19 protein-coding genes are annotated in these 23,460 nt (G+C 64.6%); 8 read left to right on the top strand and 11 right to left on the bottom strand.

The window, feature by feature from the left end:
- Positions 1-49: 49 nt before the first annotated feature.
- Both Hhyl6_RS19025 and Hhyl6_RS19020 read left to right on the top strand, forming a co-directional pair.
- Complete coding sequence (locus Hhyl6_RS19025; RefSeq protein ID WP_483740830.1) at positions 50-853, top strand: aldo/keto reductase; 804 nt, start codon at positions 50-52, stop codon at positions 851-853.
- Between the two features lie 54 nt (positions 854-907).
- The gene (locus tag Hhyl6_RS19020; RefSeq protein WP_483740829.1) at positions 908-1,723 is read left to right on the top strand and encodes a sugar phosphate isomerase/epimerase family protein; all 816 of its coding nucleotides are present in this window, start codon (positions 908-910) and stop codon (positions 1,721-1,723) included.
- 40 nt (positions 1,724-1,763) lie between these two features.
- Here the strand turns inward: Hhyl6_RS19020 and Hhyl6_RS19015 are convergent, their stop codons facing one another.
- Complete coding sequence (locus Hhyl6_RS19015) at positions 1,764-2,693, bottom strand: EamA family transporter (RefSeq protein WP_483740828.1); 930 nt, start codon at positions 2,691-2,693, stop codon at positions 1,764-1,766.
- A 251-nt stretch (positions 2,694-2,944) separates the two neighbouring features.
- On the opposite strand from Hhyl6_RS19015, the gene Hhyl6_RS19010 reads away from it, so the two are divergent.
- Positions 2,945-4,027 carry a Gfo/Idh/MocA family protein gene (locus Hhyl6_RS19010; protein WP_483740827.1) on the top strand — a complete coding sequence of 361 codons (1,083 nt, stop codon included), beginning with the start codon at positions 2,945-2,947 and terminating at the stop codon, positions 4,025-4,027.
- 96 nt (positions 4,028-4,123) lie between these two features.
- Positions 4,124-5,191 (top strand): alcohol dehydrogenase catalytic domain-containing protein, encoded by a 1,068-nt coding sequence (locus Hhyl6_RS19005; RefSeq protein WP_483740826.1) that lies wholly within the window; start codon positions 4,124-4,126, stop codon positions 5,189-5,191.
- Positions 5,192-5,242: 51 nt separating this feature from the next.
- Here the strand turns inward: Hhyl6_RS19005 and Hhyl6_RS19000 are convergent, their stop codons facing one another.
- The 4 genes from Hhyl6_RS19000 to Hhyl6_RS18985 all read right to left on the bottom strand — a co-directional run bounded on the left by Hhyl6_RS19000 (position 5,243) and on the right by Hhyl6_RS18985 (position 9,838).
- Positions 5,243-6,382 carry an ABC transporter ATP-binding protein gene (locus tag Hhyl6_RS19000; RefSeq protein ID WP_483740825.1) on the bottom strand — a complete coding sequence of 380 codons (1,140 nt, stop codon included), beginning with the start codon at positions 6,380-6,382 and terminating at the stop codon, positions 5,243-5,245.
- An 85-nt stretch (positions 6,383-6,467) separates the two neighbouring features.
- Positions 6,468-7,385, bottom strand: a complete 918-nt coding sequence (locus Hhyl6_RS18995) for a carbohydrate ABC transporter permease (RefSeq protein WP_483740824.1) — start codon at positions 7,383-7,385, stop codon at positions 6,468-6,470.
- Entirely contained in the window at positions 7,382-8,326 is a 945-nt protein-coding gene (locus tag Hhyl6_RS18990; RefSeq protein ID WP_483740823.1) for a carbohydrate ABC transporter permease, read from the bottom strand. The genes Hhyl6_RS18995 and Hhyl6_RS18990 overlap by 4 nt, the downstream gene beginning before the upstream one ends.
- A 96-nt stretch (positions 8,327-8,422) precedes the next feature.
- Positions 8,423-9,838, bottom strand: coding sequence for an extracellular solute-binding protein (locus Hhyl6_RS18985; RefSeq protein ID WP_483740822.1), 1,416 nt, complete (start codon positions 9,836-9,838; stop codon positions 8,423-8,425).
- 293 nt (positions 9,839-10,131) lie between these two features.
- On the opposite strand from Hhyl6_RS18985, the gene Hhyl6_RS18980 reads away from it, so the two are divergent.
- Complete coding sequence (locus tag Hhyl6_RS18980) at positions 10,132-11,139, top strand: C-terminal binding protein (protein WP_483740821.1); 1,008 nt, start codon at positions 10,132-10,134, stop codon at positions 11,137-11,139.
- An 89-nt stretch (positions 11,140-11,228) separates the two neighbouring features.
- Here Hhyl6_RS18980 and Hhyl6_RS18975 read toward each other — a convergent pair whose 3' ends face one another.
- From Hhyl6_RS18975 to Hhyl6_RS18965, 3 genes are all read right to left on the bottom strand, one after another.
- A complete protein-coding gene (locus tag Hhyl6_RS18975) occupies positions 11,229-12,206 on the bottom strand; it encodes a TIGR03557 family F420-dependent LLM class oxidoreductase (protein ID WP_483740820.1) in 978 nt (325 codons plus the stop codon).
- Positions 12,207-12,228: 22 nt separating this feature from the next.
- Positions 12,229-14,037 carry a thiamine pyrophosphate-binding protein gene (locus Hhyl6_RS18970; protein ID WP_483740819.1) on the bottom strand — a complete coding sequence of 603 codons (1,809 nt, stop codon included), beginning with the start codon at positions 14,035-14,037 and terminating at the stop codon, positions 12,229-12,231.
- A gap of 161 nt (positions 14,038-14,198) precedes the next feature.
- Positions 14,199-15,434: a mandelate racemase/muconate lactonizing enzyme family protein gene (locus Hhyl6_RS18965; protein WP_483740818.1), complete on the bottom strand. Its 1,236-nt coding sequence runs from the start codon at positions 15,432-15,434 to the stop codon at positions 14,199-14,201.
- Between the two features lie 327 nt (positions 15,435-15,761).
- Here Hhyl6_RS18965 and Hhyl6_RS18960 point away from each other — a divergent pair, with 327 nt between their 5' ends.
- A complete protein-coding gene (locus tag Hhyl6_RS18960) occupies positions 15,762-16,553 on the top strand; it encodes an HpcH/HpaI aldolase family protein (RefSeq protein ID WP_483740817.1) in 792 nt (263 codons plus the stop codon).
- 183 nt (positions 16,554-16,736) lie between these two features.
- Here Hhyl6_RS18960 and Hhyl6_RS18955 read toward each other — a convergent pair whose 3' ends face one another.
- A complete protein-coding gene (locus Hhyl6_RS18955; protein WP_483740816.1) occupies positions 16,737-18,242 on the bottom strand; it encodes a CoA-acylating methylmalonate-semialdehyde dehydrogenase in 1,506 nt (501 codons plus the stop codon).
- Positions 18,243-18,333: 91 nt separating this feature from the next.
- Between Hhyl6_RS18955 and Hhyl6_RS18950 the strand changes: the two genes are divergently transcribed.
- Both Hhyl6_RS18950 and iolM read left to right on the top strand, forming a co-directional pair.
- Positions 18,334-19,119: an SDR family NAD(P)-dependent oxidoreductase gene (locus Hhyl6_RS18950; RefSeq protein ID WP_483740815.1), complete on the top strand. Its 786-nt coding sequence runs from the start codon at positions 18,334-18,336 to the stop codon at positions 19,117-19,119.
- 80 nt (positions 19,120-19,199) lie between these two features.
- Complete coding sequence (gene iolM / locus Hhyl6_RS18945) at positions 19,200-20,357, top strand: scyllo-inosose 3-dehydrogenase (RefSeq protein ID WP_483740814.1); 1,158 nt, start codon at positions 19,200-19,202, stop codon at positions 20,355-20,357.
- A gap of 75 nt (positions 20,358-20,432) precedes the next feature.
- Here the strand turns inward: iolM and Hhyl6_RS18940 are convergent, their stop codons facing one another.
- Positions 20,433-22,172 carry a thiamine pyrophosphate-binding protein gene (locus tag Hhyl6_RS18940; protein ID WP_483740813.1) on the bottom strand — a complete coding sequence of 580 codons (1,740 nt, stop codon included), beginning with the start codon at positions 22,170-22,172 and terminating at the stop codon, positions 20,433-20,435.
- Between the two features lie 82 nt (positions 22,173-22,254).
- Positions 22,255-23,232 (bottom strand): TIGR03557 family F420-dependent LLM class oxidoreductase, encoded by a 978-nt coding sequence (locus Hhyl6_RS18935; protein ID WP_483740812.1) that lies wholly within the window; start codon positions 23,230-23,232, stop codon positions 22,255-22,257.
- Between the last annotated feature and the right edge of the window lie 228 nt (positions 23,233-23,460).

Here is a 23,460-nt window from a genome sequence, read left to right as displayed (position 1 = left end):
GACCGTCTCCTCCGTCACAGATTTAATCCCTGCCTGTGAACTGTCGTGCGTGTTCGACCAGCAAACCCAGTTAGGCCTCGGAACGTACTCCCTCACGGGTGAATCAGGAACCGAAACCATCGCGGCGGCACTCGACGTCGGCTACCGACACCTCGACACGGCGCGACTCTACGAGAACGAACGAGAGGTCGGCGAGGCAATCGCGGAAAGCGACGTCGACAGGGACGACCTCTTCGTGGCCACCAAGGTCGCACACTTCGAGGAGCCGGAGAAGACCGAGTCCTACGTCCACCAGGCAATCGAGGAGAGCTTCGAGCGACTCGGACTCGACCGCGTCGACCTGCTGTACCACCACTGGCCGCGGAGCCGAGACGACATCGAGACCGTCCTCCCGGTTCTCGAAGAGTACGTCGACGACGGCGTCGTCGACCACCTCGGCGTGAGCAACTACACGATATCGGACATGGAACTCGCGCGGGACCTCGTGGACGTCTCGATCGATGCCCTACAGGTGGAGATGCACCCGCTGCTCCAGCAGGACGAACTCCGGGCGTTCGTCGCGGACACCGACACGCAGTTGGTCGCGTACTCGCCCCTGGCACAGGGTGCGGTGTTCGACGTGGACGCCATCTCGGCGGTCGCCGAGAAGCACGGCGTCTCCGAGGCGGTCGTGAGTCTCGCGTGGCTCCTCTCGAAGGACGGCGTGGCCGCTATCCCCCGGACGAGTTCGGTCGACCACCTCCGGGACAACTTCGAGGCGCTCTCCGTGGACCTCGACGACGAGGACATCGACAGTATCGACGCCATCGAGCGGACCCACCGCTGTGAGGACCCGGACTGGATGCGCTGGTAGGTCGCCCTCGGGGTCACCCGAACCTATTTGTCGCCTCACGCACCCAACTGGTGTATGGGCGTAGGATACACGACCATGATGTACGACGCGGCGGATATCGACCGTGGGCTCCGTGACATCGCGGCCTGCCGGTACGACGGTGCCGAGATAGGGCTCGAGAAGATTCGGGCGACTGGCCCCGACACCGTCGAACGGCTACTCGCGGAGAACGACCTCGACCTCTACTGCGTTATGAGCGAGTGGCTCGAAGACGAGGCGGCTGTCGGGCGAGTCGCCGACGATTTGCCGATGCTCGCCGACCTCGGCGCCGAGTTCGTCGGCCTCCTGCCGCCCCAACGCGGGCGACAGGACGACGAGACGGTCCAGCAGTGGTTCACCCGACTCGCCGAGGCGGCGACCGACGCTGGCGTGACGCCGTTGGTCCACCACCACGGCGCGACACACGTCGAGAGCGCGGCCGAGACCCGTCGCCTGCTCGACGCAGTCGACGACCTCGAACTGCTCTGGGACACAGCCCACTACTACCCCTACGGGGAGCACTTCCCCGACGGCGACGTGACAGACGGCGTCGAGCGGTTCGCCGACGACATCGCGTACGTCCACCTCAAGGACGTGGCGCCGCCGACCGGGTTCGCCGACGTCCGGGACAGTCTCACCGAGGGGAACTTCCACCTCGACAACGTCATCAACTACTTCCGCTCGTTCACGGACTTGGGGAAGGGCATCCTCGACTTCGCGGGCGTGTACGAGGCCCTGGAGTCGGCCGGCTACGACGGTCACTACACCATCGAAATAGAGAACCAGACGGAGAAGCCGTTGGTCCACGCGATGGAGAACTACGACTACTGGCGAGATATCACCGCCGAGTGAGGCGCCGTTTCGGTCGCCCCCGTGGACACGACGCGCAGTTTCAGGCCAACTGCATCAGCGTCGCACCGGCGACGATGGCAGTGATGCCGACCAGCACGCGCGGCGACGTCGGCACTCGTCGCACCATGGCGTACGAGAGTGCGACGACGACCAGCGGATAGACGTTCGAGAGCGGAACGACGGTGACGACGGTACCGAGTCGGAGCGCCGAGAACCACGCCAGCCAGTTGCCCGCGACGAAGACGCCGGCGAGGACGAACGCGACGAGTCCGACCCGGTCGCGGACCGCTGCCCGTCGCCGCGACGTAGGAGAGACGCCGAACAGCAGACCGAACGCGACGAGCGCCGACGTCTGTCCGACTGCGGTGCCGACCAACGTGTCCCCGTACCCGTTCAGGCCCATCTTCACGAGGACGAACGAACAGCCGAGCAGTAACATCGCCGCGACGGGGCGAATCAGGTCTCGGAGACCGACCCGTGAGAGCTCCTCTACGAGGAGGTCGTCGTGTGACTCGTCGGCGGTCTCCGAGACCTGCAACACGACGGCGCCGCCGACGATACACAGGAGGCCGACACCCGAGAGAACCGTGAACGACTCGCTGAACAGCGGCACCGCCAGTATCGCGGCGACGGCGGGGTTGGCACTGACGATGGCGGCCGAGATGCGGGCACCGATGCGGTCGATGCTCTGGAAGTACAGCAGGCGAAACGCCGCCGGATTCGCGAGGCCCGCGACGACGAACGGTGCGGCCGACTCGAGGGTCAGCGAGTCAAATGAGACGCCACGGACGAACAACAGGGTCCAGAAGACGACGACGCTGACGAGGATGCTGAGAAACGCGGCCGTGAGCGCGGGCGACCGTCCGTCGTCGTACTCCCCGTTCGAGAGGCCGTACTCGACGCTGACGGCCTGCAAGCCCGCGAAGACAGAGGCGAGCAGTGCGAGCGCCGCGCTCACCTCGACAATCATCGCCACCGCTGTCCGGACGGGCAGGCCGGGGTATCGCGTCTCTCGTTCGGCGTCTCGATGCGTGAACCGTCGTGTCGGTATCGCGCTGCACTCATGCTTGCACCTATCTCTGACCCGGCGTTGGTCTATCGACTGGTACGTCTCTGTGGCCCCGCTTCAATCTTTCTCTGCGGACGGCGACGGGTGCCTCGAGCGCCGGACGGAGCACGGCCACCAGAAGGTATAAACGCCGCGACAGAGAACCCCAGACGATGCGATTCGGAATCATTGGCTGCGGCCTCGTCGCACAGGTCATGCACATCCCCTACCTCGCCGAGTTGCCGGACGCGGAGTTGCACGCCTTCGTCGACCCCGCGGAGGACAGAGCGTCGGCGCTCGCGGACCGATACAACGTCCCGAACGTCTACGGGGCACACGAGGAACTCCTCGCCGACGTCGGCGACGAACTCGACGCCGTAGTGGTACTCACACCGTCGCACACGCACGCGGACGTCACGGTCGACACGCTCGAGGCGGATATCCACACGCTGGTCGAGAAACCGCTCGCGGCGACGCCGGAGGACGCAGACCGGATGGTCCAAGCGGCCGAAGCGAGCGACGCGACGGCGATGGTCGCGTACATGAAACGCTACGACCCGTCCTACGAGCGAGCCCAAACGGTCGTCGACGAGTTGGGCGAAATCGACCTCGTCACCGCCTACGACGTCGACCCCGACCACTTCCGAATCGTCGAGGAGGTGTACGACTTGGTCCCCGGGTCGCCGCCCGAATCGGTCATCGAGGAGAGCGGTGCCAAGCGCCGGGCAGACATCGAGCAAGCCATCGGCACGGACGACGAGACGCTCGTCGACGCCTACGACTTCCAACTCGAACACGTCTGTCACGACGTGAACGCACTCAGAGGGCTGTTCGGGGCCGTCGAGTCTATCGACCACGTGAACGTCTTCGCCGACGGCCGCTACGCGACGGCACACCTGACCTACGAGGAGGACGTCGAGTGCATCTTGGAGACCGGTGATTCCGACCGGAAGTGGTTCGAGGAGTTCGTCCGCGTCGATTCGCCGGAGGGGATGGTCACGGTCGACTTCTCGAACCCGTTCATCAAGAACACGCCCACCGAACTCCGCATCAAAGAGGGCACCGAGGAACTGACCGACACCGTGGAGACGCCGTCGTACGAGGAACCGTTCAAGCGGGAACTGGAGTACTTCCTCGAGTGCATCGAGGACGAGGCCCCGGTCCGAACGACGTTCGCGGAGGCGCGAGACGACCTGCAAGTCATCGTCGACCTGTTCCGGACGTACCGCGGGGAGACGCCCCGGACGGACGACTGAGCGCCCGGAGAACGGCCCCCTCCTTCTCAGCAGTCGCGGAACGGCCGAGAGAGGGGTAGAGATTTATACGCGCCGGTGCATCGATTCGGTGTTCCCATGCAAGCCGTAGCACTCTATCCGGACGGCCCGGAACTGCGTGTCATCGAGACGCCCGACCCCGTCCCCTCGGTCGACGAAGTCCTCGTCCGAACGCTTCGCGTCGGAATCGACGGGTCGGACAGGCGAATCGTCGCCGGCGACATCGGCGGAGCGTGTCCAGACGGGGCCGACCACCTCGTCATCGGTCACGAGGCGGTCGGCGTCGTCGAAGACCCGAACGGTAGCGACTTCGAAACGGGCGACGTAGTCGTCCCGATGGTGCGCCGGCCGACGGACGAGACGTCGCGGTTCGCGGAGACGGGCGAACTCGACATGGCACCGCCCGGAACGTTCCACGAGTGCGGTATCACGGGCGCACACGGCTACATGGCGGAGTACTTCACGGCCGACCCCGAGTATCTCGTTCCGGTGCCCGAGTCACTCGGCGAGTACGGCATCTTCGTGGAACCGGCGAGCATCGCGGAGAAAGCCCTCGACCAGTCGTTCGCGGCGCGGTCGGGGTTCGACTGGCGCCCGGAGGCTGCGTTCGTTCTCGGCAACGGCAATCTCGGGTTGCTGGCGCTCGCCCGTCTCGCGACGGGCGAGGAGTTCGACCGGACGTACTGTCTCGGTCGGCGCGACCGGCCCGACCCGACCATCGAATTCGTCGAATCCGTCGGCGCGACGTACGTCGACTCGCGGGAGACCGGACTGAGCGAGTTCCCCGATGCACACGAACCCGCGGACTTCGTCTTCGAGACGACCGGCTATCCACGGCACGCTATCGAAGCAGTGGGTGCGCTCGCCCCCAACGGCATCGTGACCCTACAGGGGATACCGGGCGACAGCACGTTCGAGGTAGAAGGTGGCGGCTTCCACTCGGACCTCGTCGTCAACAACAAGGGCGTCCTCGGCGTCGTGAACTCGCGTCGACCCCACTTCGAGGCCGCAGTCGAGTGGTTACAGGCGGTTCCCACGGCCGTTCTCGACGACCTCGTCAGCGGCGTCTACGCCGTCGAGGAGGTCGAGGACGCGTTGCTCGACGGCGACGAGACGATTAAGACGGTCGTCTCCTTCGAGAAGTGACGGCCTCTGGCGAGCGTGGACGGGACGAGTGGGAGGTCGAAGCGTTCGTGTCTAGGACTGCGACCCCGCCGACGAGGAGGCGCGCGTCGTCGCGACCATCTCCTCGGGGTCGCCGATTCTGTCCCCGGTGTCCGGGTCGAAGCCGTGGACGAGTTCGTCTTCCAGCGTGAGCCAGACCGTGTCGCCACGCGTCGTGTCGATGGTGCTCGGTGCGACGACGGTCAGGCTCACGTCGCCGGCGGCCACCTCGACTATCTGCTCGTCACCCTGTGGCTCGGTCACTTCGACCTCTGCCTCGACAGCGTTGGCCGTCTCCTCCGTGTGGATGCTGAAGTACTGCGGGCGGACGCCGAGCGTCATCTCGTCGGTGCCGCTGTATCGCTTCGCGACGGCGTCGTCGAGCGTCACGTCGAAGTCGTCCGGCGCGTTCTCGGCCTGAATCCGTCCGTCCGAATGCGTGACTTCGACGAAGTTCATCGACGGCGACCCGATGAACCCGGCGACGAACTGATTCACCGGCTGGTGGTACACCTCGTCGGGCGTCCCTATCTGTTGGATGTGGCCCTTGTCCATCACGACGAGCTTGTCACCGAGCGACATCGCCTCCTCCTGGTCGTGCGTGACGTACAGCGTCGTGATGTCCATCTCCCGCTGGAGCACCTTGATTCGACTGCGCATGCTGATTTTGAGCTTCGCGTCGAGGTTCGCGAGCGGCTCGTCCATCAGGAACACAGCGGGACGGCGGATGATTGCTCGGCCCAGCGCGACGCGCTGTTGTTGCCCACCGCTGAGGTTGGCGATGTCCCGGTCGAGCAGTTCCGGAATCTCCAGCGTCTCGGCGACCTGCTCGATGCGGTTCTCGCGCTCCTCTTTGCCGACGTCGGCGACCTTCAGCGGGTAGCCGATGTTCTCGCGGACGGTCATGTGCGGGTACAGCGCGAAGTTCTGGAACACCATCGCGATGTTCCGGTTCTTCGGGTGCACGTTGGTCACGTCGTGACCGTCAAGCGTAATCGTCCCCGAGGTGGGTTCCGTGAGTCCGGCCAGACACCGGAGCGTGGTCGTCTTACCGCACCCGCTCGGGCCCAGCAGTATCGTGAACTCGCCGTCGTCGACCTCGAGGTCGATGTCCTCGATTGCTATCGTTTCGCCGTACGCCTTCTTGACTGAATCGTATTCGACAGTTACCATTGCTTGTCACTCTCCGTTGCCGCAGTGACTCGATTCGATGCCGGCGCTCCGGCACGACCGTTCGACCGCGAGCGTCGGCAGACACTCATTTGCCGACCGCCCCCATGCTGAACCCTCTGACGAGTTGCTGGCGCGCCATGAACGCGAACAGCAGGACGGGAACGAGGGCTATTGTCGCCGCGACGCTCATGTTGATCCACTGCACGGAGAACTTCGTGACGAAGGAGGCGAGTCCCACGGGCACGGTAATCGCCTGCGAACTCTGTGCGAGAATCACGGCGAACAGCAGTTCGTTCCACGTGATTATCGTCGTGAAGATGGCCGACGCGATGAGGCCGGGTTTCACGAGCGGCAGCACGATTTTGAAGAACGCGCCCAGATGGGTGTGTCCGTCTATCATCGCGGACTCGATGAGGCTCTCCGGCACCTCCTCGAAGAACCCCTTCATCATCCACACCGCGAAGGGGATGTTGAACATCGTGTAGACGAGGATGAGTCCGCGGAGCGTGTTCACCAACCCGAACCCGCGGAAGATGACGAACAGCGGGATAATCGTGACGATAGGTGGCATGAACCGCGTCGACAGGATGTAGAACGGTAGGTGGAAGTCCAGATTGTACGGGTAATCGAACGTCACGAAGGCGTACGCGGCCATCGCGCCGACGGTCGTGGCGACGACTGTCGTGACGACGGTGACGATGACGCTGTTCGTGATGAAGGTCACGAACTCCGGTCGTTCCGCGAACAGGCGCGCGAAGTTGGCGAACTGCGCGTCTACCGGTATCCACTGTGGCGGGAACGACAACAGCGTCTCGCGCGTCTTCAGCGTGGCCGTCACCAGCCAGTAGACCGGGAACAGCGTCCAGACGAGGAAGACGGCGAGGGCGCCGTAGACACCGGCCTTCGTGACACCCGTCTCCGTGAGGCGTTCGTGTAGCTTTTCGAGCCCCGACGGTTCCGTGTAGGGCATCGTATCGACTGAAGTGTCTTGTTTCGTCGTCATGATCCGAACTCCACGTTAGCGATATTGACGAAGCTCATGGCCAGTATCAGCACCAACACGAGGAGCGACACAGCCATCGCAGACGCTTCGCCGAAGTTGTTGAACCGGAACGCGGTCCGGTACATCTCCATACTGATGACGTTCGTCGCGTCGGACGGACCGCCACGGGTGAGGATGAACACCTTCGCGAACACGCGCAGGGCGTCCACCAGCCGAATGATGAGAATCAGGACTATCAGCGACTTGAGGTACGGCAGCGTGATGTCCATGAAGCGCTGTCGTCGGGACGCGCCGTCCATAATCGCCGCCTCGCTGATGTCGTCCGGAACCGACTGCAGGCCCGCGAACAGCACTAGCACGACGAGCGGCGTCCACTGCCAGATGTCGGTGAGGATGACCGAGTACAGCGCCATGCTCGTCTCGCTAATCCACCCGACGTTCGCCCCACCGGTCAACGGTGCCGCGATGTAGTCCAACAGGCCGTTGGGGGCGTACATGAGCCGCCAAATCAGGCCGATGACCGTCGGAGAGAGAATCATCGGGATGAGTATGAGCGTCTGCCAGAGCCCACGGACCTTGATTTTCTTGTTCAACACCAGCGCCATGGCGAACCCGATGACGAACTCGAGGGTCACGGCGATGCCGACGAACTTCGCGGTCACGACCAGCGAGTTGAGGAACGCCCCGTCGCTGAGCAGTTGCACGTAGTTCTCGATGCCGACGAACACCGTCCCGGTCGGCAGATACGACTGCGTCGAGAACTGCAGCGCCCGAAGCAGCGGGTAGAACGTCAGCGAGAACAGAATCAGCACCGCCGGAATCGTCATCAACCACTTCAGGTTGTCGTCGACCCACAGCAGCGCCTCCTCGCGACTGGACGTGTCCGTGCTGAACTGCGCGACCTCCGAGGACACTGTCTCGCCTTCCGTGTCAGTCGCCATCGGTATCCCCTCCGGAGTGTACTGGGGCTATCGCCACCTGACGGTTACTGGAGCACGTCTGCGTCGGGCGTGAATCGCGTTCCATAGTTGTCTGTTTCACTCGTAGTAGTTCGCGTTTGCGAGGATGTCTTCGACTTGGTTTTTCGCCTTCGAGGTCATCTCGCTCGGACTGAGATCGCCAGCGAGCGCGGCGTTGAGCAGTTCGCCGTGCCCGATGCCGAACTCGGAGTACAGCGGCGTCCGCGGGCGGTACTGTGCGGTCTGGAGGCTCTCGTACAGCGCCGGGAACCACGGCTGGGAGTCCATGTTCTCCTCGAAGGTGTCGTGACGGAACGGCACCCCGCCGAGTTCGACGTACTTGTTCTGGGCCTCCTTCGAGATAGCCGAACGGATGACTTCCCCGGCCGCCTTCTTCTTCGAGTCGTCGATGTAACTGTTGATACCCATAATCCAGTTCCCTTGGGTCGGTGCCTGCCGCTTGGCGCCGGTGTGGCCCTTGGGAATGGGGGTGAACGAGATGTTGTTGGCCTCGTCGGACTCCTCCGAGTCGAGCAGGAGCGACGCGGCCGACGGCCACGCCGGGGCCTGTGCGGCGGAACCGCTCGACAGTCCGTTGAGCACTGCGTCGCTGTCGAAAGATGTGACGCCGTCCGGGCTGATGGATTTGAGGTCTTTAGTGTAGAACCGGACTGCTTCAGTCCCGTTCTCGCCGGCCCAGTTGTACCGCCAGTTGTCGTCGAACATCGTTCCGCCGATGGCGTTACCGAGGGCGAAGAAGTTCGCCATCACGGGGTTGCCACGCTTGCCACGGATGATGTAGCCGTTCGTGCCGTCTATCTGCTGGGAAATCTTCTTGCCAGCCTCGTAGACGTCGCCCCACGTTTCGGGCGCGTCTGCGCCGACCTGATCGTAGTACCCGCTGTTGTAGGCGAACAACTGCGTGTTGCCGACGATGACCTGTCCCCGAATCTTTTCGTCCATCCCTTCGGCGGACGGGATGTTCGGCGCGCCCGGAGTGGGCCACGTCGCGATGTCGACCGTCGTGTCGATGAGTTGCTCCATCGGGAGGTCTTCCGGAAGCCACTGCTGAATAGGGTCGACGTGCCCCGCGAACTGCGGGAACCACGGGTCGTCCATGAACGCGATGTCGTACGCGTCGCCCTGCGTCGAGAGGACGCTGTTCGTCTTCTCGAAGAGGTTCGCGTACGGGAACAGTTCGACGTTGACCGTGATTCCTGTGTCGTCGGCGACGTACTCCTCGACGAGACGCTTGAACAGACGACCCGACCCTTCGACTGCCGCGACAGACAGTTCCTGCGCGGTCTGATTGGAACCGGACCCGGTGGACCCGCCGTCCGACCCACCATCACCACCCCCGCAACCGGCGAGGCCGGATAGGGCCACGACGCTCGCCGTCGCACCGATGAACTTCCGCCGTGACGTGGCTGACCGTTTCGCCGTGTCCTTCGTGTCGCTACCACTGTCCGTCCTCGCATTGCTAGCTCGAGTCACATCTCCACTCTATCTTTCCTGCGTAATAAATCATGCTGTTGAGTTCAACTGTTTATTCCGAAACTAATGTTTTGTGCCCCATTCAGGTGTCGGAGGTCGCCCCGTCATCGGTCTGGGGTTGGTCTCGACACTGTCGGGTCGCGCTTCGTGGTGTCCCCAGTTCGGACGGCAGCGTCGAACGGCCGGCCGTCCGCTCCTCGATTTCACTCCGGCGCTCCCGTACCGCCGCGGAGACGCCGGGTGACGGCATGGAAAACTACTTTTGGATAGCTCCACGACGTGAGTTCAGCGGTATGACTGGAACACACAGACCCAGAACTGTCGGCGTCACTGCGGGGAGCGCGTTCGACCTCCGGATAGAACAGGACGTGTTCGAGGGCCTCGACGTGACGCTGCGCCCCGTCGATATCGAAACTACCGACGACCTGAAACGGGAACTCGCCGACGTCGACGCCGTCATCGACAGACTGCTCGCCGCTCCCTACACGGCCGACGTCATCGACGCGCTCGACCGCTGTGAGGTCATCGTCCGCTGTGGCATCGGCGTCGACGGCATCGACACCGAACGCGCCGCACAGCGGGGGATGTACGTCGCAAACGTCCCCGTCTACTGCCAGGACGAGGTGTCCGAACACACGCTCCTGCTGTTGCTCGCGCTCGAACGGAACCTGACGGCGTACGACACCGCCATGCACGACGGCGAATGGGCGCAGGACGTCACGACGACGCAAATTCACCGACTCCGGGGACAGACGCTAGGTCTCGTCGGGTTCGGGACGATAGCGAGGCTGGTCGCCGAGAAGGCACAGGCCTTCGGGATGGACGTCGTCGCGTCCGACCCGTACATCGACGCCGAGGAGATGGCACGAGCGGACGTCGAGAAAGTCGAGTTCGAGGAGCTACTGGACGTCGCGGACGCAGTCTCGCTGCACGCACCCCTCGTGGAAGAGACGAGGGGAACCATGGATGCCGCCGCGTTCGAGCGAATGAAAGACTCGGCGTTTCTCGTCAACGTCGCGCGGGGCGGACTCGTGGTCGAAGACGACCTCGTGACGGCGCTCCGCGAGGGCGACATCGCCGGGGCCGGACTCGACGTGTTCGAGGCGGAGCCGTCTAATCAGGGAGACGCGTTCCCGCCCTTCGAGAGTCCGCTCCGTGACCTCGACAACGCCGTACTCACGCCGCACGTCGCGTGGTTCTCACAGGAGGCGAACGACGAGCGCCGACGGACGGCCGCCCGGGACGTCCGTCGCGTCTTCGAGGGCACGGCTCCCGAGAACGCTGTCAACGAGCCACAGTAACGGAGCCGTATCAGGGAGGTGGCTCCCGACGGTCGGGCCTCGATACCGGCGACACAAGAGGGGTGTTCGTTGGGGTCCAACGACGAGCCTTACAGCGACGGGATGACCTCGTCGCCCATCACCTCGAAGAACCGCTCGGGGTCGGGACTGGTGTTGCCGAGGGTGATTCTGTCGAAGCCGAGGTCGGCGTACGCCTCGAGTTGGGCCGCGACGTCGCTGGGGTCGTCGGCGATGAGGAACTTGTGTTCGACCTCCTCGCGCGTGGCGTTCTCCCCCTCCGCCTCTATCTCCTTCGGGTTGGACAGTCCACGCCCGAAGACGTCCTGCGTCGCGGCCCACCACGGCTTCGTCGCCTCGTAGGCCGTCTCGTAGTCCGGGTGATACGACGCCGTGACCAGCAGCGTCGTCTCGACGGCGTCGGGGTCCCGCCCGGCGTCTGCGGCGTGCCGACGGACGGCCGGATAGAGTTTGTCGGTGTACTCCTCGTCTTTCAACACGGTGATGAACCCGTCACAGTACTCGCCGGCGAGCGACGCCGTCGCCGGCCCGTTTGCCGCGACGTGTATCTCCGGTGGCGTGTCGGGTTTCGTGTAGAGTCGCGCGTCGTCTAGCTGGTAGTACTCGCCGTCGTAGTCGACGAAGTCGTCTGACTCCCAGAGCAAGTGGCATATCTCGAGGGACTCTTTGAGCCGTTGGCGTCGCTCGGGGTACTCCGGCCACGGGAACCCCAGCGGCTTCTCGTTCATCGCCTCGCCGGTGCTGACGCCGAGGACGACCCGCTCGTCGTGCATCACCTGCAGGGTGGCGAACGCCTGCGCGATGAGGCCGGGGTGGTAGTGTCCGGCCGTCGCCGTCACGCACGTCCCCATCGGGAGGTCGGTGTGTTGGCTGAGGGCCCCCAACCACGACCACGCGAACCCGGACGACCCCTGACTGTGGAACCACGGGTGGAAGTGGTCGGACGTCCAAATCATATCGAACCCGGCCTCCTCGGCTAGCTGCGCGTAGCGGAGCAGTTCGTCGGGTTCGTACTGTTCTTGATGCGCGTCGTAATCGATGGAAACCATGTCTCGTGCTCGGGTTCTGGTGTCAGTCGTCGCTCGCCGCTTCACTCTCTTCCGCGGCGGTCGATTCGTCGGGTCGCTCGTCGGATTCGTAGCCTTCGCCGAGTCCCGGCAGGTGCCACGCGCCGGTCATGACGCCGCCCGTCTCCGTCGTCTCTCGCTGGACGACGGCCTCGACCAGTGCCGGGCCGTCGTGTTCGACCATCCCCGAGAGCGCCTCGTCGAGTTGGTCCGGTTCGTAGACGCGCTCGGCGTACTCAACCCCCATCGTCTCGGCCATCCCGACGGCGTCGTAGTCGTGTTCCTCGTCGAACTCCGTCGCCAGCACGCGGTCCCACCCGGACTGGGTGACCTGGAGGTTCCGAATCGAGAGCCACGCGTGGTTGTTGAGGACGAGGACGTTCACGTCGACGTCGCCTTGGACGGCGGCGACGAGTTCCTGATTGCAGTGGAGGAAACTCCCGTCGCCTTGAATCGACACCACCTGTCGGTCGGGAGCGCCGAGCTTCGAACCGATTGCCGCCGGCAGCGCAAAGCCCATCGTCGAGAACCCGCCCGAGGAGATGTTCGACCGCGGCGCGTACACCGGGAACTCGGGGTTCGTGATGTCCTGTGAGTGGCCGGCCCCGGTCGTGACGATGGCGTCTCGGTCCAGCGTCTCCCGGAGCGACCCGAGAACCCGCGCCATACTGAGGGGGACCGAGTCGTCGGTCTGTCGCTCCTCGATGCGGGCCTCCCAGTCGGCCCACCGCCGTTGCACCTCGTCGTAGTACTCGTTGTCCTCGGTGCCGACCGGGTCGATTCGCTCCGCGAGCTCGTCGCGAATCTGCCTCGTCACCACCGTCGCATCGCCCTGTACACCGACCTCGACGGGGTAGTTCTTCCCGATTTCGTGGGGGTCGATGTCGACGTGGACGAGTTTCGTCGGCGGAATCTCGAAGCTCACGCCGGGGTCGAACGAGGACGTGTGCAGGTCCGAGAACCGAACGCCGACAGCGAGAATCACGTCCGCGCTACTGCAGAGTTCGTTCCCGGCTGTCGTCCCCCACGCCCCCGCGTACCCGACGAACAGGTCGTGGTCCTCCGGAATCACGCCTTTCCCTTGGAAGGTGGGACTGACCGGTGCCTGTAGATACTCGGCGAGTTCCTGCACCTCGTCCCACGCCTCCGAGAGCATACAGCCCCCGCCAGCGACGATGACCGGCCGCTCTGCGTCTTCGAGCAGGTCCGCGGCCTCGGAGACGGACCGCGGGTCGCCAGCGGGCCGATGCTGAGTTCGGGACCGCTCCGGGTCCGGGAGTTCGACGTCCGCCTCGTCGTGTTGGACGTCCATGGGAATCTCGACGTGGACCGGCCCCGGACGCCCCGTCACGGCCTCTTGAAACGCGCGCCTGAGGGTACGCGGCAGTTGTTCGACGTCGTGGACCTGGAACGTCTGTTTCGTGACCGGTTCCATCACGTTCGGGAAGTCGCCGGGGCGCTTGCGCTCTATCTCCTGCAGGATGCCCTGCCCGTACTCGTGGGTCTGGGGCCCACCTGTGAGGATGACCATCGGCACCGAGTCGACGAAGGCCGTCGCCGCGCCGGTGACTGTGTTGGTCGCGCCCGGGCCGATGGAGGTGTACACCACGATTGGGTCCCCGTTCGCGCGTGCGTACCCGTCCGCGATGTGGGTCGCGCCCTGTTCGTGCCGCGGTTGAAACACCTCGACGTCGGAGTCGTTGAACGCGTCTATCATGAGCGTACTCCCGTGTCCCGGGATGCCGACGAGGTACTCGACGCCTTCCTTCTCCAGATACTGTGCGATGATTTCACTGCCGTTCAGCCGTGGCATACGCTCACATTTAGAAAGAACCATAATCAATGTTCTGGTCAGAACAGTCCGCTCGGCGCCTATAGCGGTTGATTTGCCCGGCTATTGAGCGAAGCCAGCGCTCCGGAAGAGCCCGGACGTGTACGGGCGAAGGGGGAAGTCGTCTACGAGGCGATACGCCGCTACTCCTTGCGGTGGGCTTCGACCACGTCCCAGTCGAGTTCGATGCCCAGTCCGGGAGCGTCCGGCACCCGGATGCGGCCGTTCTGGATGAAGTCCTCCTCGCGGACGAGCAGGTCTTCCCACCATGGCACCTCTCGGGCGTGGTACTCCAACGCGACGAAGTTCGGCACCGTCGCGCCGACGTGGGCCGTCGCAGCGGTGGCGACTGGACTGCCGATGTTGTGCGGAATCAGGGCCTGGTAGTAGGCCTCGGCCATGTCGGCTATCTTCTTCGTCTCGGCGATGCCGCCGGTCTTGGGGACGTCCGGTGCGAGGAAGTCGACGGCCTGGTCCTCGATGAGGTCACGGAAGCCGTGGCGGCCGTAGCGGTTCTCGCCGGTCAGGATGGTCGCGTCGACGCGGCGTTTCAACTCGCGCATCGCGTCGGTGTTCTCCGGGGGCATCGGGTCCTCTATCCACGCGAGGTCGTACGGTTCGAGCGCGCGACAGAGGCGTTCTGCGGTCTCGGGACTGAAGTTCCAGTGGAGGTCGACCGCTACCTCCGCGTCGTGGCCGATCTCCTCGGTGACGGCCTCCACGACCTGCCGCTTGTGCTCGATTTCGGGCGGGTCGAAGTGCCGCGAGAGCGTGTCTATCTCGCGGCCAGAGGGCACGTCGAGGTCGAACTTCACGACGTCGAAGCCGTCGTCGACGGCCGCCCGGGCGGCCTGAGCGTACGCCTCGGGTTCGTAGGTGGACTCCTCTTGGCCTTCCTCGGCGGATTCGACCATCGCCTCGCCGGCGTGACAATCCGCGTAGACGGTGACTTCCTCGCGTGTCTTCCCGCCCAGCAACTGGTACACCGGTTGGTCGAGGAGTTTGCCGGCGGCGTCCCACAGGGCGATTTCGACGCCGCTGATTGCGATAGTGCCGACGCCCTCCTGTGACCCGCGGCCGGAGAGGCTCCCCCGCATCAGGTTGTAGAGCCGTTCCACGTCGGTCGGGTTCTCGCCGACGAGTACGGGTCGCAGATAGTCCGTGATTATCTCGTGGACGCCGGGCGAAGGGTAGGCCTCGCCGATGCCGGTGACGCCCTCGCTCGTCTCTACGGTGACGATGGTCCACGGGAAGTTCCCGTCTACGACCACCGTGTCGAGGTCGGTTATCTCAGCTGTGGGGCCAGTCGCCCGGCTGGGCGTCTCGTCGAAGTCGGCCCACATGGTCGCTGCGAGTTTGGAAGCGAAGTCTTCGTACATGGTTGTGTCTCGGGAATCGGCTAGCGGTGTCGGTCGGCCGGTCGGCCGTCGACGGGGGTTCCAGCCGGCGAATCGGACACGGCCGTGCGGTGGAGGCCGAGGTCACGGAACTCCGTGATACCGAATCGCATCGTTTGCTGTATCAGCACTCGTCCTGTTATATTTTCCGGTGGCGTCGGCGTCCCGATACACGACGGGCACGTCGGGGCACCTACCGTGTGAGGAGCCTGCATATTTTTGTGCCTCCGCGTAGAGCTAGGTGATAGAACGTCAGTCGTCGCCGGGGCACCCCCAGTCACGGCGCTACTGACTGGACGAAACACAGCTATGACCAACATCAAGGACGCAATCGACGCAGGCGGACACCCCCTCGGAACGTGGCTCTCTATCGGCCACCCGAAAGTCGCCGAAGGCGTGGCACAGCTAGACTTGGACTTCGTTCTGGTCGACATGGAACACACGACGATGTCGCTGGAGACAGTCGAGAACATGGCTCGCGGGGTCGACGCCGTGAATGGCGGGACAGATACCGTCGTCCGCGTGCCGTGGAACGACCCGGTCCGCCTGAAACGGGTAGTGGACATCGGCGTCGCCGGCGTCATGGTCCCGATGATAGACTCCGCGGAGGAAGCCCGGACGCTCGTCGAGTCGATCCGCTATCCACCGGAGGGTATCCGCGGCATCGCTGGAAGCCGGGCGACGGGATACGGTCGGAACTTCGAAGAATACGTACAGAACGCCAACGGTTCCATCCTCACCATCGCACAGATAGAGACGGCAGAGGGGCTTTCGAACGCCGAGGAGATCGCCAGCGTCGACGGCATCGACGCGCTGTTCGTCGGCCCGGCCGACCTCTCGGGCGCGCTAAATATGTTCGCCGAGTGGGACTCCGAGGAGTTCGGCGAGGCCATCCAGCAGATTATCGACGCGAGCGACCGCGCCGACGTCCCGGTCGGCACGCTCACGGTCGACCTGGCCGCCATCGACTCTCGGTTGAAGCAGGGCTTCGACTTCCTCATCGCCGGGAAGGACATCGCCCTGTTGATGGACAGCGTCGACCGTGCGATAGACGACTACGCCGTGGCCCTCGAAGAGGATATTCCCGCCTCGTCCGACTGACTCGTCGTGGGCCCGCTGCGTCGACCCGTACACCGCCTCGAACGCCCCTCCCGGGGCTTTTCGAACCACCTCTGCTGGGCCTCGAAGTGACTACCCCGAGACGTGACTCTCTATCGGTCCAAGAGCGGAGACGTCGAAAACTGCCGTCGAGTGATTCGAAAGTAGAGCTGGGGTCGCGGGAGTTCAGGTATTGCTGTACCAGCGCTGAATCTCGATGGTCTTGTCGGTGTAGAAGTTCACCGCGTCCTCGCCTTGGGCGTGCAGGTCGCCGAAGAACGACCCCTTGCGGCCGCCGAAGTGGAAGAAGCCCATCGGCGCGCAGACGCCGACGTTGATGCCGATGTTCCCGGCGTCGACCTCGTAGCGATACTTGCGGGCCTCGGCCCCGTTCTCGGTGTACAGCGACGAGGCGTTGCCGTATTCGGTGCTGTTGACCATCTCGATGGCCTCGTCTAGGTCCTCGGCCTCTGCCAGCGCCATCACCGGGCCGAAGATTTCGGTCTGGGTGATGTCCATGTCGGTCGTGACGTTCTCCAGCAGCGTCGGGCCGAGGAAGTTCCCCTCGGGGTAGTCGGGATGCTCGAAGTCACGGCCGTCCACGACGAGGTCGGCACCCTCCTCGACGGCGTCCTCTATCATCCCGACGACGCGCTCTGCGGACTCGCCGGTGATGAGCGGTCCGACGTCGGTGTCCTCGTCGAGGCCGTTGCCGACGGTGAGTTCGTCGACGTCGTCGAGAATCTCCTCGCGCAGGTCGTCGTAGACGTCGCCGACGCCGACGACGACGTCGTTGGCGAGGCAGCGCTGACCGGCGTTGCCGTAGACGGAGCCGATGATGTTGGGGACGGCGTCTTCGAGTTCGACGTCTGGCGTGACGACGGCGTAGTTCTTCGCGCCGCCTTGGGCCTGCACGCGCTTGCCGTGCTGGGCGGCCGTCTCGTAGATGTGCTGGGCGACGGGGGTCGAACCGACGAAGGAGACGCCGGCGACGTCGTCGTGCTCCAGCAGCGTGTTGACCGTGTCGACGCCACCGTTGACGAGGTTGACGACGCCGTCGGGGAAGTCTGCGGCGTCGACGGCCTCGAAGATGAGTTGCGAACTGAGGGGCACCTTCTCGCTGGGTTTGAGGACGAAGGTGTTGCCCGTCGCTACGGCGTAGGGCAGGAACCACAGCGGAATCATCGCAGGGAAGTTGAACGGCGTGATGGCGGTAAAGACGCCTAGCGGCTGGCGGACGGCGTGTTCGTCCATGTTCGGAGCGATACCTTCGACGTTCCCGCTCCCCTCGCGGAGCATGTTGGGGATGCCGGCCGCCACCTCGACGTTCTCGATACCCCGACGAATCTCGCCGCGGGCCTCGCCGAGCGTCTTGCCGTGCTCGCGCGTGAGTGCCTGCGCGATGTCCTCTTGCCTATCTTCGAGTTCCTGCTTGAGGTCGAAGAGGTACTGGACGCGGTCGACGGGAGAGGTGGCGCGCCACTCCTCGAAGGCCTCGTCGGCCGTCTGGATGGCCTCGTCGACGGCCGACCGGTCCGAGAACGGTACGTCCGCGAGCGTCTCGTTCGTGGCCGGATTGACGACCGGCTGGCCCTCGTCGCCCTCGACTGTGACCCACTCGCCACCGACGTAGTTCTGTACGGTGTCGGGTACGGCAGTCGCCGCTGGCGACTGCTCTTGCTTGCTCGTCATGCATGGGGAACGTCTACACCGAACTACATAGATGTTACGCACGGACGAGGTGAACCGTCCTATTTATCTGGGCCGAACCGTACGCTGGGATATGGGACGCGTTAGCTTCGACTTCGAGGGAGAGACCGTCATCGTCACCGGTGGCAGTTCCGGCATCGGCCGCGCAATCGCACTCGCGTTCGGCGACGCAGGGGCCACGGTGTTGAACGCCGACATCGACCCCGACCCGAAAGACGCCGACGCCGACCGACCGACGCACGAGGCCATCGAAGCCGAGGGCGGCACGGCCGAGTACGCCGAGACCGACGTCTCGGACCCGGACGCTCTCGCGAGCGTCGTCGAGGCGGCCCGCGAGTACGGCGGCGTCGACGTGATGGTGAACAACGCCGGGTGGTTCACCCGAGGCGACCTCTTCTCGGTCGGCCGGGACACCTTCGAGACCATCCACGACATCAACACGAACGGCGTGTTCTTCGGGACGCAGGCCGCCGCCGCCGACATGCGTGACCGCGGCGAGGGCGGGGTCGTCGTCAACACGGCCTCGATAAGTTCGACGCACGCGCAGGCGAACCAGATTCCGTACGACTCCACGAAGGGGGCCATCCGCATGATTACTCGCGGAGCAGCCCTCGAACTCGCCGACCACGACGTGCGGGTCAACGCCGTCGCGCCGGGCCACATCGCCACGGAGTTCGGCGCCGGGGCCGAGCAGAAAGAGGAGTCCGTCGCGGCCGGCGACCTCACGAAGCCGATTCCCCTCGACCGGCCGGGCTACCCCGAGGACATCGCGCCGACCGTCCTCTTCCTGGCGAGCGACCAGGCCGACTACGTCACCGGCGAGATGGTGTACGTCGACGGCGGGTGGCAGACGTTCTGAGCGGAACCGAGGGAGACGACGCCCAGCGACGCCGACCCGACCCCCTACAATTATATTGCGGTAGATGCTCTGTGCCAACGATGCGAGCACTCGTACTCGACGCGGAGTGGAGTCCGCGTCCAGACTACGACCTGACCGAGGACGAACGGGAGCGCCGCCGTGCCATGAACTCCTCGCAGGTGTGGAGAGACCCCGAACTGCGCGTCGAAGACCGTGACCGGCCGGAACCGGCAGACGACGAGGTGTTGGTCCGCGTGAAGTACGCCGGCGTCTGCGGGAGCGACGTCTCGATGCTAGAGACGGACGAGGACGGCTACATGCACTACTCGGCGTACACGAAGTTTCCCACCGTCACCGGCCACGAGTTCTCCGGTGAGGTCGTGGAGACGGGTGCGGACGCCGACCTCTTCGAGGCCGGCGAACCGGTCACCGCCGAGGTGACGGACTACTGCGCTCGCTGTCAGATGTGTCGGCAGGGGTTCCACGGCCACTGCGAGAACTTCGAGCAAATCGGATTCACGATGGACGGTGCGTTCGCCGAGTACGTCACCGTCCCGGAGAAGATTTGCTGGAGCGTCGCGCCGCTCGAACGGGCCTACGACGACGAGGACGAACTCTACCGCGCGGCGGCGACTGTCGAACCGAGCACCATCAGCTACTACGGCCTGTTCGGGCGGGCCGAGGGCATCTGGCCCGGCGACTACCACGTCTACCACGGCGTCGGCCCCATCGGTCTCACGGGGATGAACGTCTCACGGGCGGCCGGTGCCGGGAAGGTCATCGCCTTCGAACCGTCTGACCAGCGCCGCAAGATAGCCCACGACCTCGGCTTCGAACACGTCTACAACCCCATCGAGGTGGACCCCGTCGAGACCGTCCGAGAGGTGACCCACGGTGAGGGCGCGGACGTCCACGTCGAGACGAGCGGTGCCGTCACTCAGACGTATCCGGTCATCGAGGACACGCTAGCCGAACGCGCGAACGTCGTCCACATCAGCAACGCCGGGGCGGACCCCGAGATAGCGCTCCGCAAGTACCAGGGCAACAGCGCGCAGTTGTACGGGTCCGAGGGCCACACCGGTCAGCAGGTGTTCCCCCGGCTCATCCGCCTGATGGCCAGCGGGCAACTCGACAACACCGGCATGGTCACCTCGACGTTCGACCTCGACAACGCCGACACGGCTATCGAACAGGCCACGAAGCGCGTGGACGGCAAAGTCCTCGTCAAGATGGACTGAGGCGGACCACGACTCTCTGCGGTCGGTCGTTCCCGACGGCGAGCGATGGTGACGAAACGAAAACCGAAGGTGCGGTTACTTCTCGAGGTCGGCGAGGTCCCACTCGCCGGTGATGATGGCCCCGGAGTCGGGGTTGTCTGGTTCGACGACGGCCTCGACGATGGCCGGTCCGTCGTGGGCGATGGCGTCTTCGAGCACACCGTCGAGGTTCTCCGGCTTGACGACGCGCTCGGCGAACTCGACGCTGAACCCGTCGGCCATCGACATGAAGTCGATGTCCGTCGCCTCGTTGAACTCCGTGTTGAGCACGCGGTCCCAGCCGTACTTGTCGACCTGCAGGTTCCGGATGGACTTCCAGCCGTGATTGTTGACGATGAGGTAGGTGACGTCGATGTCGTGTTCGACGGCGCAGGCCACTTCCTGATTGCACATCATGAAAGACCCGTCACCCTCGACGTCGACCACTGGACTGTCGGGTTTGGCGAGTTTCGCGCCGATAGCGGCGGAGACGCCGAACCCCATCGTCGAGAACCCGCCACAGGAGATGTTGGTGCGGGGTTCGTAGACGGGGAACTCTGGGTTGACCGTCTCCTGTGGCTGGCCCGCGCTGGAGACGATGACGCCGTCGCGCGGCAGGACGTTCCGGAGGCTGGCGAGCGCACGGGAGATGCTCATCGGCACGCTGTCGTCCTCCCAGCGTTCCGCGACCATCCCCTCCCACTCCTCCCAGAGGTCTTGCATCTCCTGATAGTACTCGTTGTTCTCGCGGGAGACGGGGTCCATGCGCTCCTGCAGTTCCTCGGTAATCTGTCGCGTGACGACCTTCGCGTCGCCCTGGATGCCGACCTCGACGGGGTAGTTCTTCCCGATTTCCTCGGGGTCGATGTCGACGTGGATGAGCTTGCTCGGCGGAATCTCGAAGCTCACGCCCTCCTCGAACGAGGAGGTGTGCATGTCCGTGAACCGACAGCCGACCGAGAGAACGACGTCGGCGTTCGATGCGAGTTCGTTGCCTGCCGAGGAGCCTATCCAGCCGGCGTACCCGACGAACAGGTCGTGGTCTTCCGGTATGATACCCTTCGCTTGGAACGTCGGGATGACGGGTGCCTGCAGGTGTTCGGCCAGTTCCTGTACCTCGTCCCACGCCTCGGCGAGCATCGTGCCGCCGCCGGGGACGATGACCGGCCGGTCGGCGTCTTCCAGCAGTTCCGCGGCGTCTGCGACGGTCCGCGGGTCTCCGCCCGGACGGCTGTGCGGGCGGGTCTGGGTCGGTTCTGGAAGCTCTACGTCGGCCGCCGCGCCCTGCACGTCCATCGGCACGTCGACGTGGACCGGCCCCGGCCGCCCGGACAAGGCGACCTGAAACGCGCGGCGAAGGATTCGGGGCAGCCGTTCGACGTCGTCGACGACGAAACTCTGTTTCGTGACCGGTTCCATCACGCTCGGGAAGTCACCGGGCTTCTGGCGCTCTATCTCCTGCAGGATGCCTTGCCCGTACTCGTGGGTCTGAGGTGCGCCGGTGAAGATGACCATCGGGATGGAGTCGACGTACGCCGTCGCCGCGCCGGTGACGGTGTTGGTCGCGCCCGGGCCGATGGAGGTGAACACGGCCAGCGGTTCGCCGCTCGCTCGCGCGTAGCCGTCGGCGAGGTGTGTCGCCCCTTCCTCGTGTCGTGGTTGGATGACCTCTACGTCGGAGTCGTTGAACGCGTCGAGCAGGTTCGTGCTCCCGTGGCCGGGGATTCCGACGAGGTACTCGACGCCCTCTTTCTCCAGATACTTGGCGATTATCTCGCCACCGTTCAGTCTGGGCATCTCGTTCGAAACGATGCGGGCCCCGTTTATTAAACATTCCCCCGAGGACCGACAGCGCCCCACTCCGCCCGAAAAATTCGGGTTACAGCGACGGGATGACCTCGTCGCCCATCACCTCGAAGAACCGCTCGGGGTCGGGGCTCGTGTTCCCCATCGCGATGCGGTCGAAGCCCATCTCGGCGTACTCTTCGATTTGCGCGGCGATAGTGCTGGGGTCGTCGGCGATGAGGAACTTCTCTTCGACTTGCTCTTGGGTGGCTTTCTCGCCCTCGGCTTCGATGTCTTTGGGGTTCGCCATCGCTCGGTCGAAGACGTTCTGCGTCGTCGCCCACCACGGGCGGGTCGCTGCGCGCGCCGCCTCGTAGTCCTCGTCGTAGGAGGCGATGACCAACAGCGTCGTCTCGATGTCGTCTGGGTCGCGCCCCTCCTCTTCGGCGTAGCGGCGGATGGCCGGGTACATCCGGTCGGTGTACTCCTCGCCTGTCTTGACCGTGATGAACCCGTCCCCGAATTCACCGGTCAGCGACGCCGTGCTCGGGCCGTTAGCGGCTATCTGGACCTCCGGTCGCTCGTCCGGCATCGTGTACAACTTCGCGTCGTCGACGGTGAAGTGCTCGCCCTCGTAGCTGTAGAAGTCGTCGCTCTCCCAGAGGCCGTGGACGATTTCTAACGTCTCCTCCAGTCGGTCCCGTCGGACACCGTACTCCGGCCAGTCGTGGCCCATCGGCTTCTCGTTCATCGCCTCGCCCGTCGAGAGGCCGAGGACGACCCGTTCGTCGTGCATCTCCTGTAGAGTGGCGAACGCCTGTGCCATCAGCGCCGGGTGGTAGTGTTCGCCCGCCGGCGTGACGCAGGTACCGATTGGGACGTCGATTCGTTCCGTCGCGGCACCGAGCCACGACCACGCGAATCCGGCCTCGGCGTCCGTGTGGAACCACGGGTGGAAGTGGTCCGACGTCCAAACGAAGTCGAACCCGTTGTCCGACGCGAGTCCGGAGAACCGCAGCAACTGCGACGGACTGTACTGCTCCTGATGGGCCATGTAGTCGATGCTGACCATGGTGGATGGACATGCCGGGCCACGCGTAATATTGTTTTCCCCGTCTATCGTCCCACCGTCGCTGACGGCTCAGTGGTGTCCTCACCGTACTGGTTTCGCCTCTCGCGAACGACGACAGACGGACACGTTTCGAGACGCCCAATACAGCCTCGATTCGGGCCGCTGGGACGCGTGGTCGCGGGGGCCCCACCACAACACGGAGAGTGCGACACACGCTGTTCGTCAGAT

Source organism: Haloarcula sp. H-hyl6, assembly GCF_056934455.1.
This window is presented reverse-complemented; position numbering and strand designations above follow the sequence as displayed.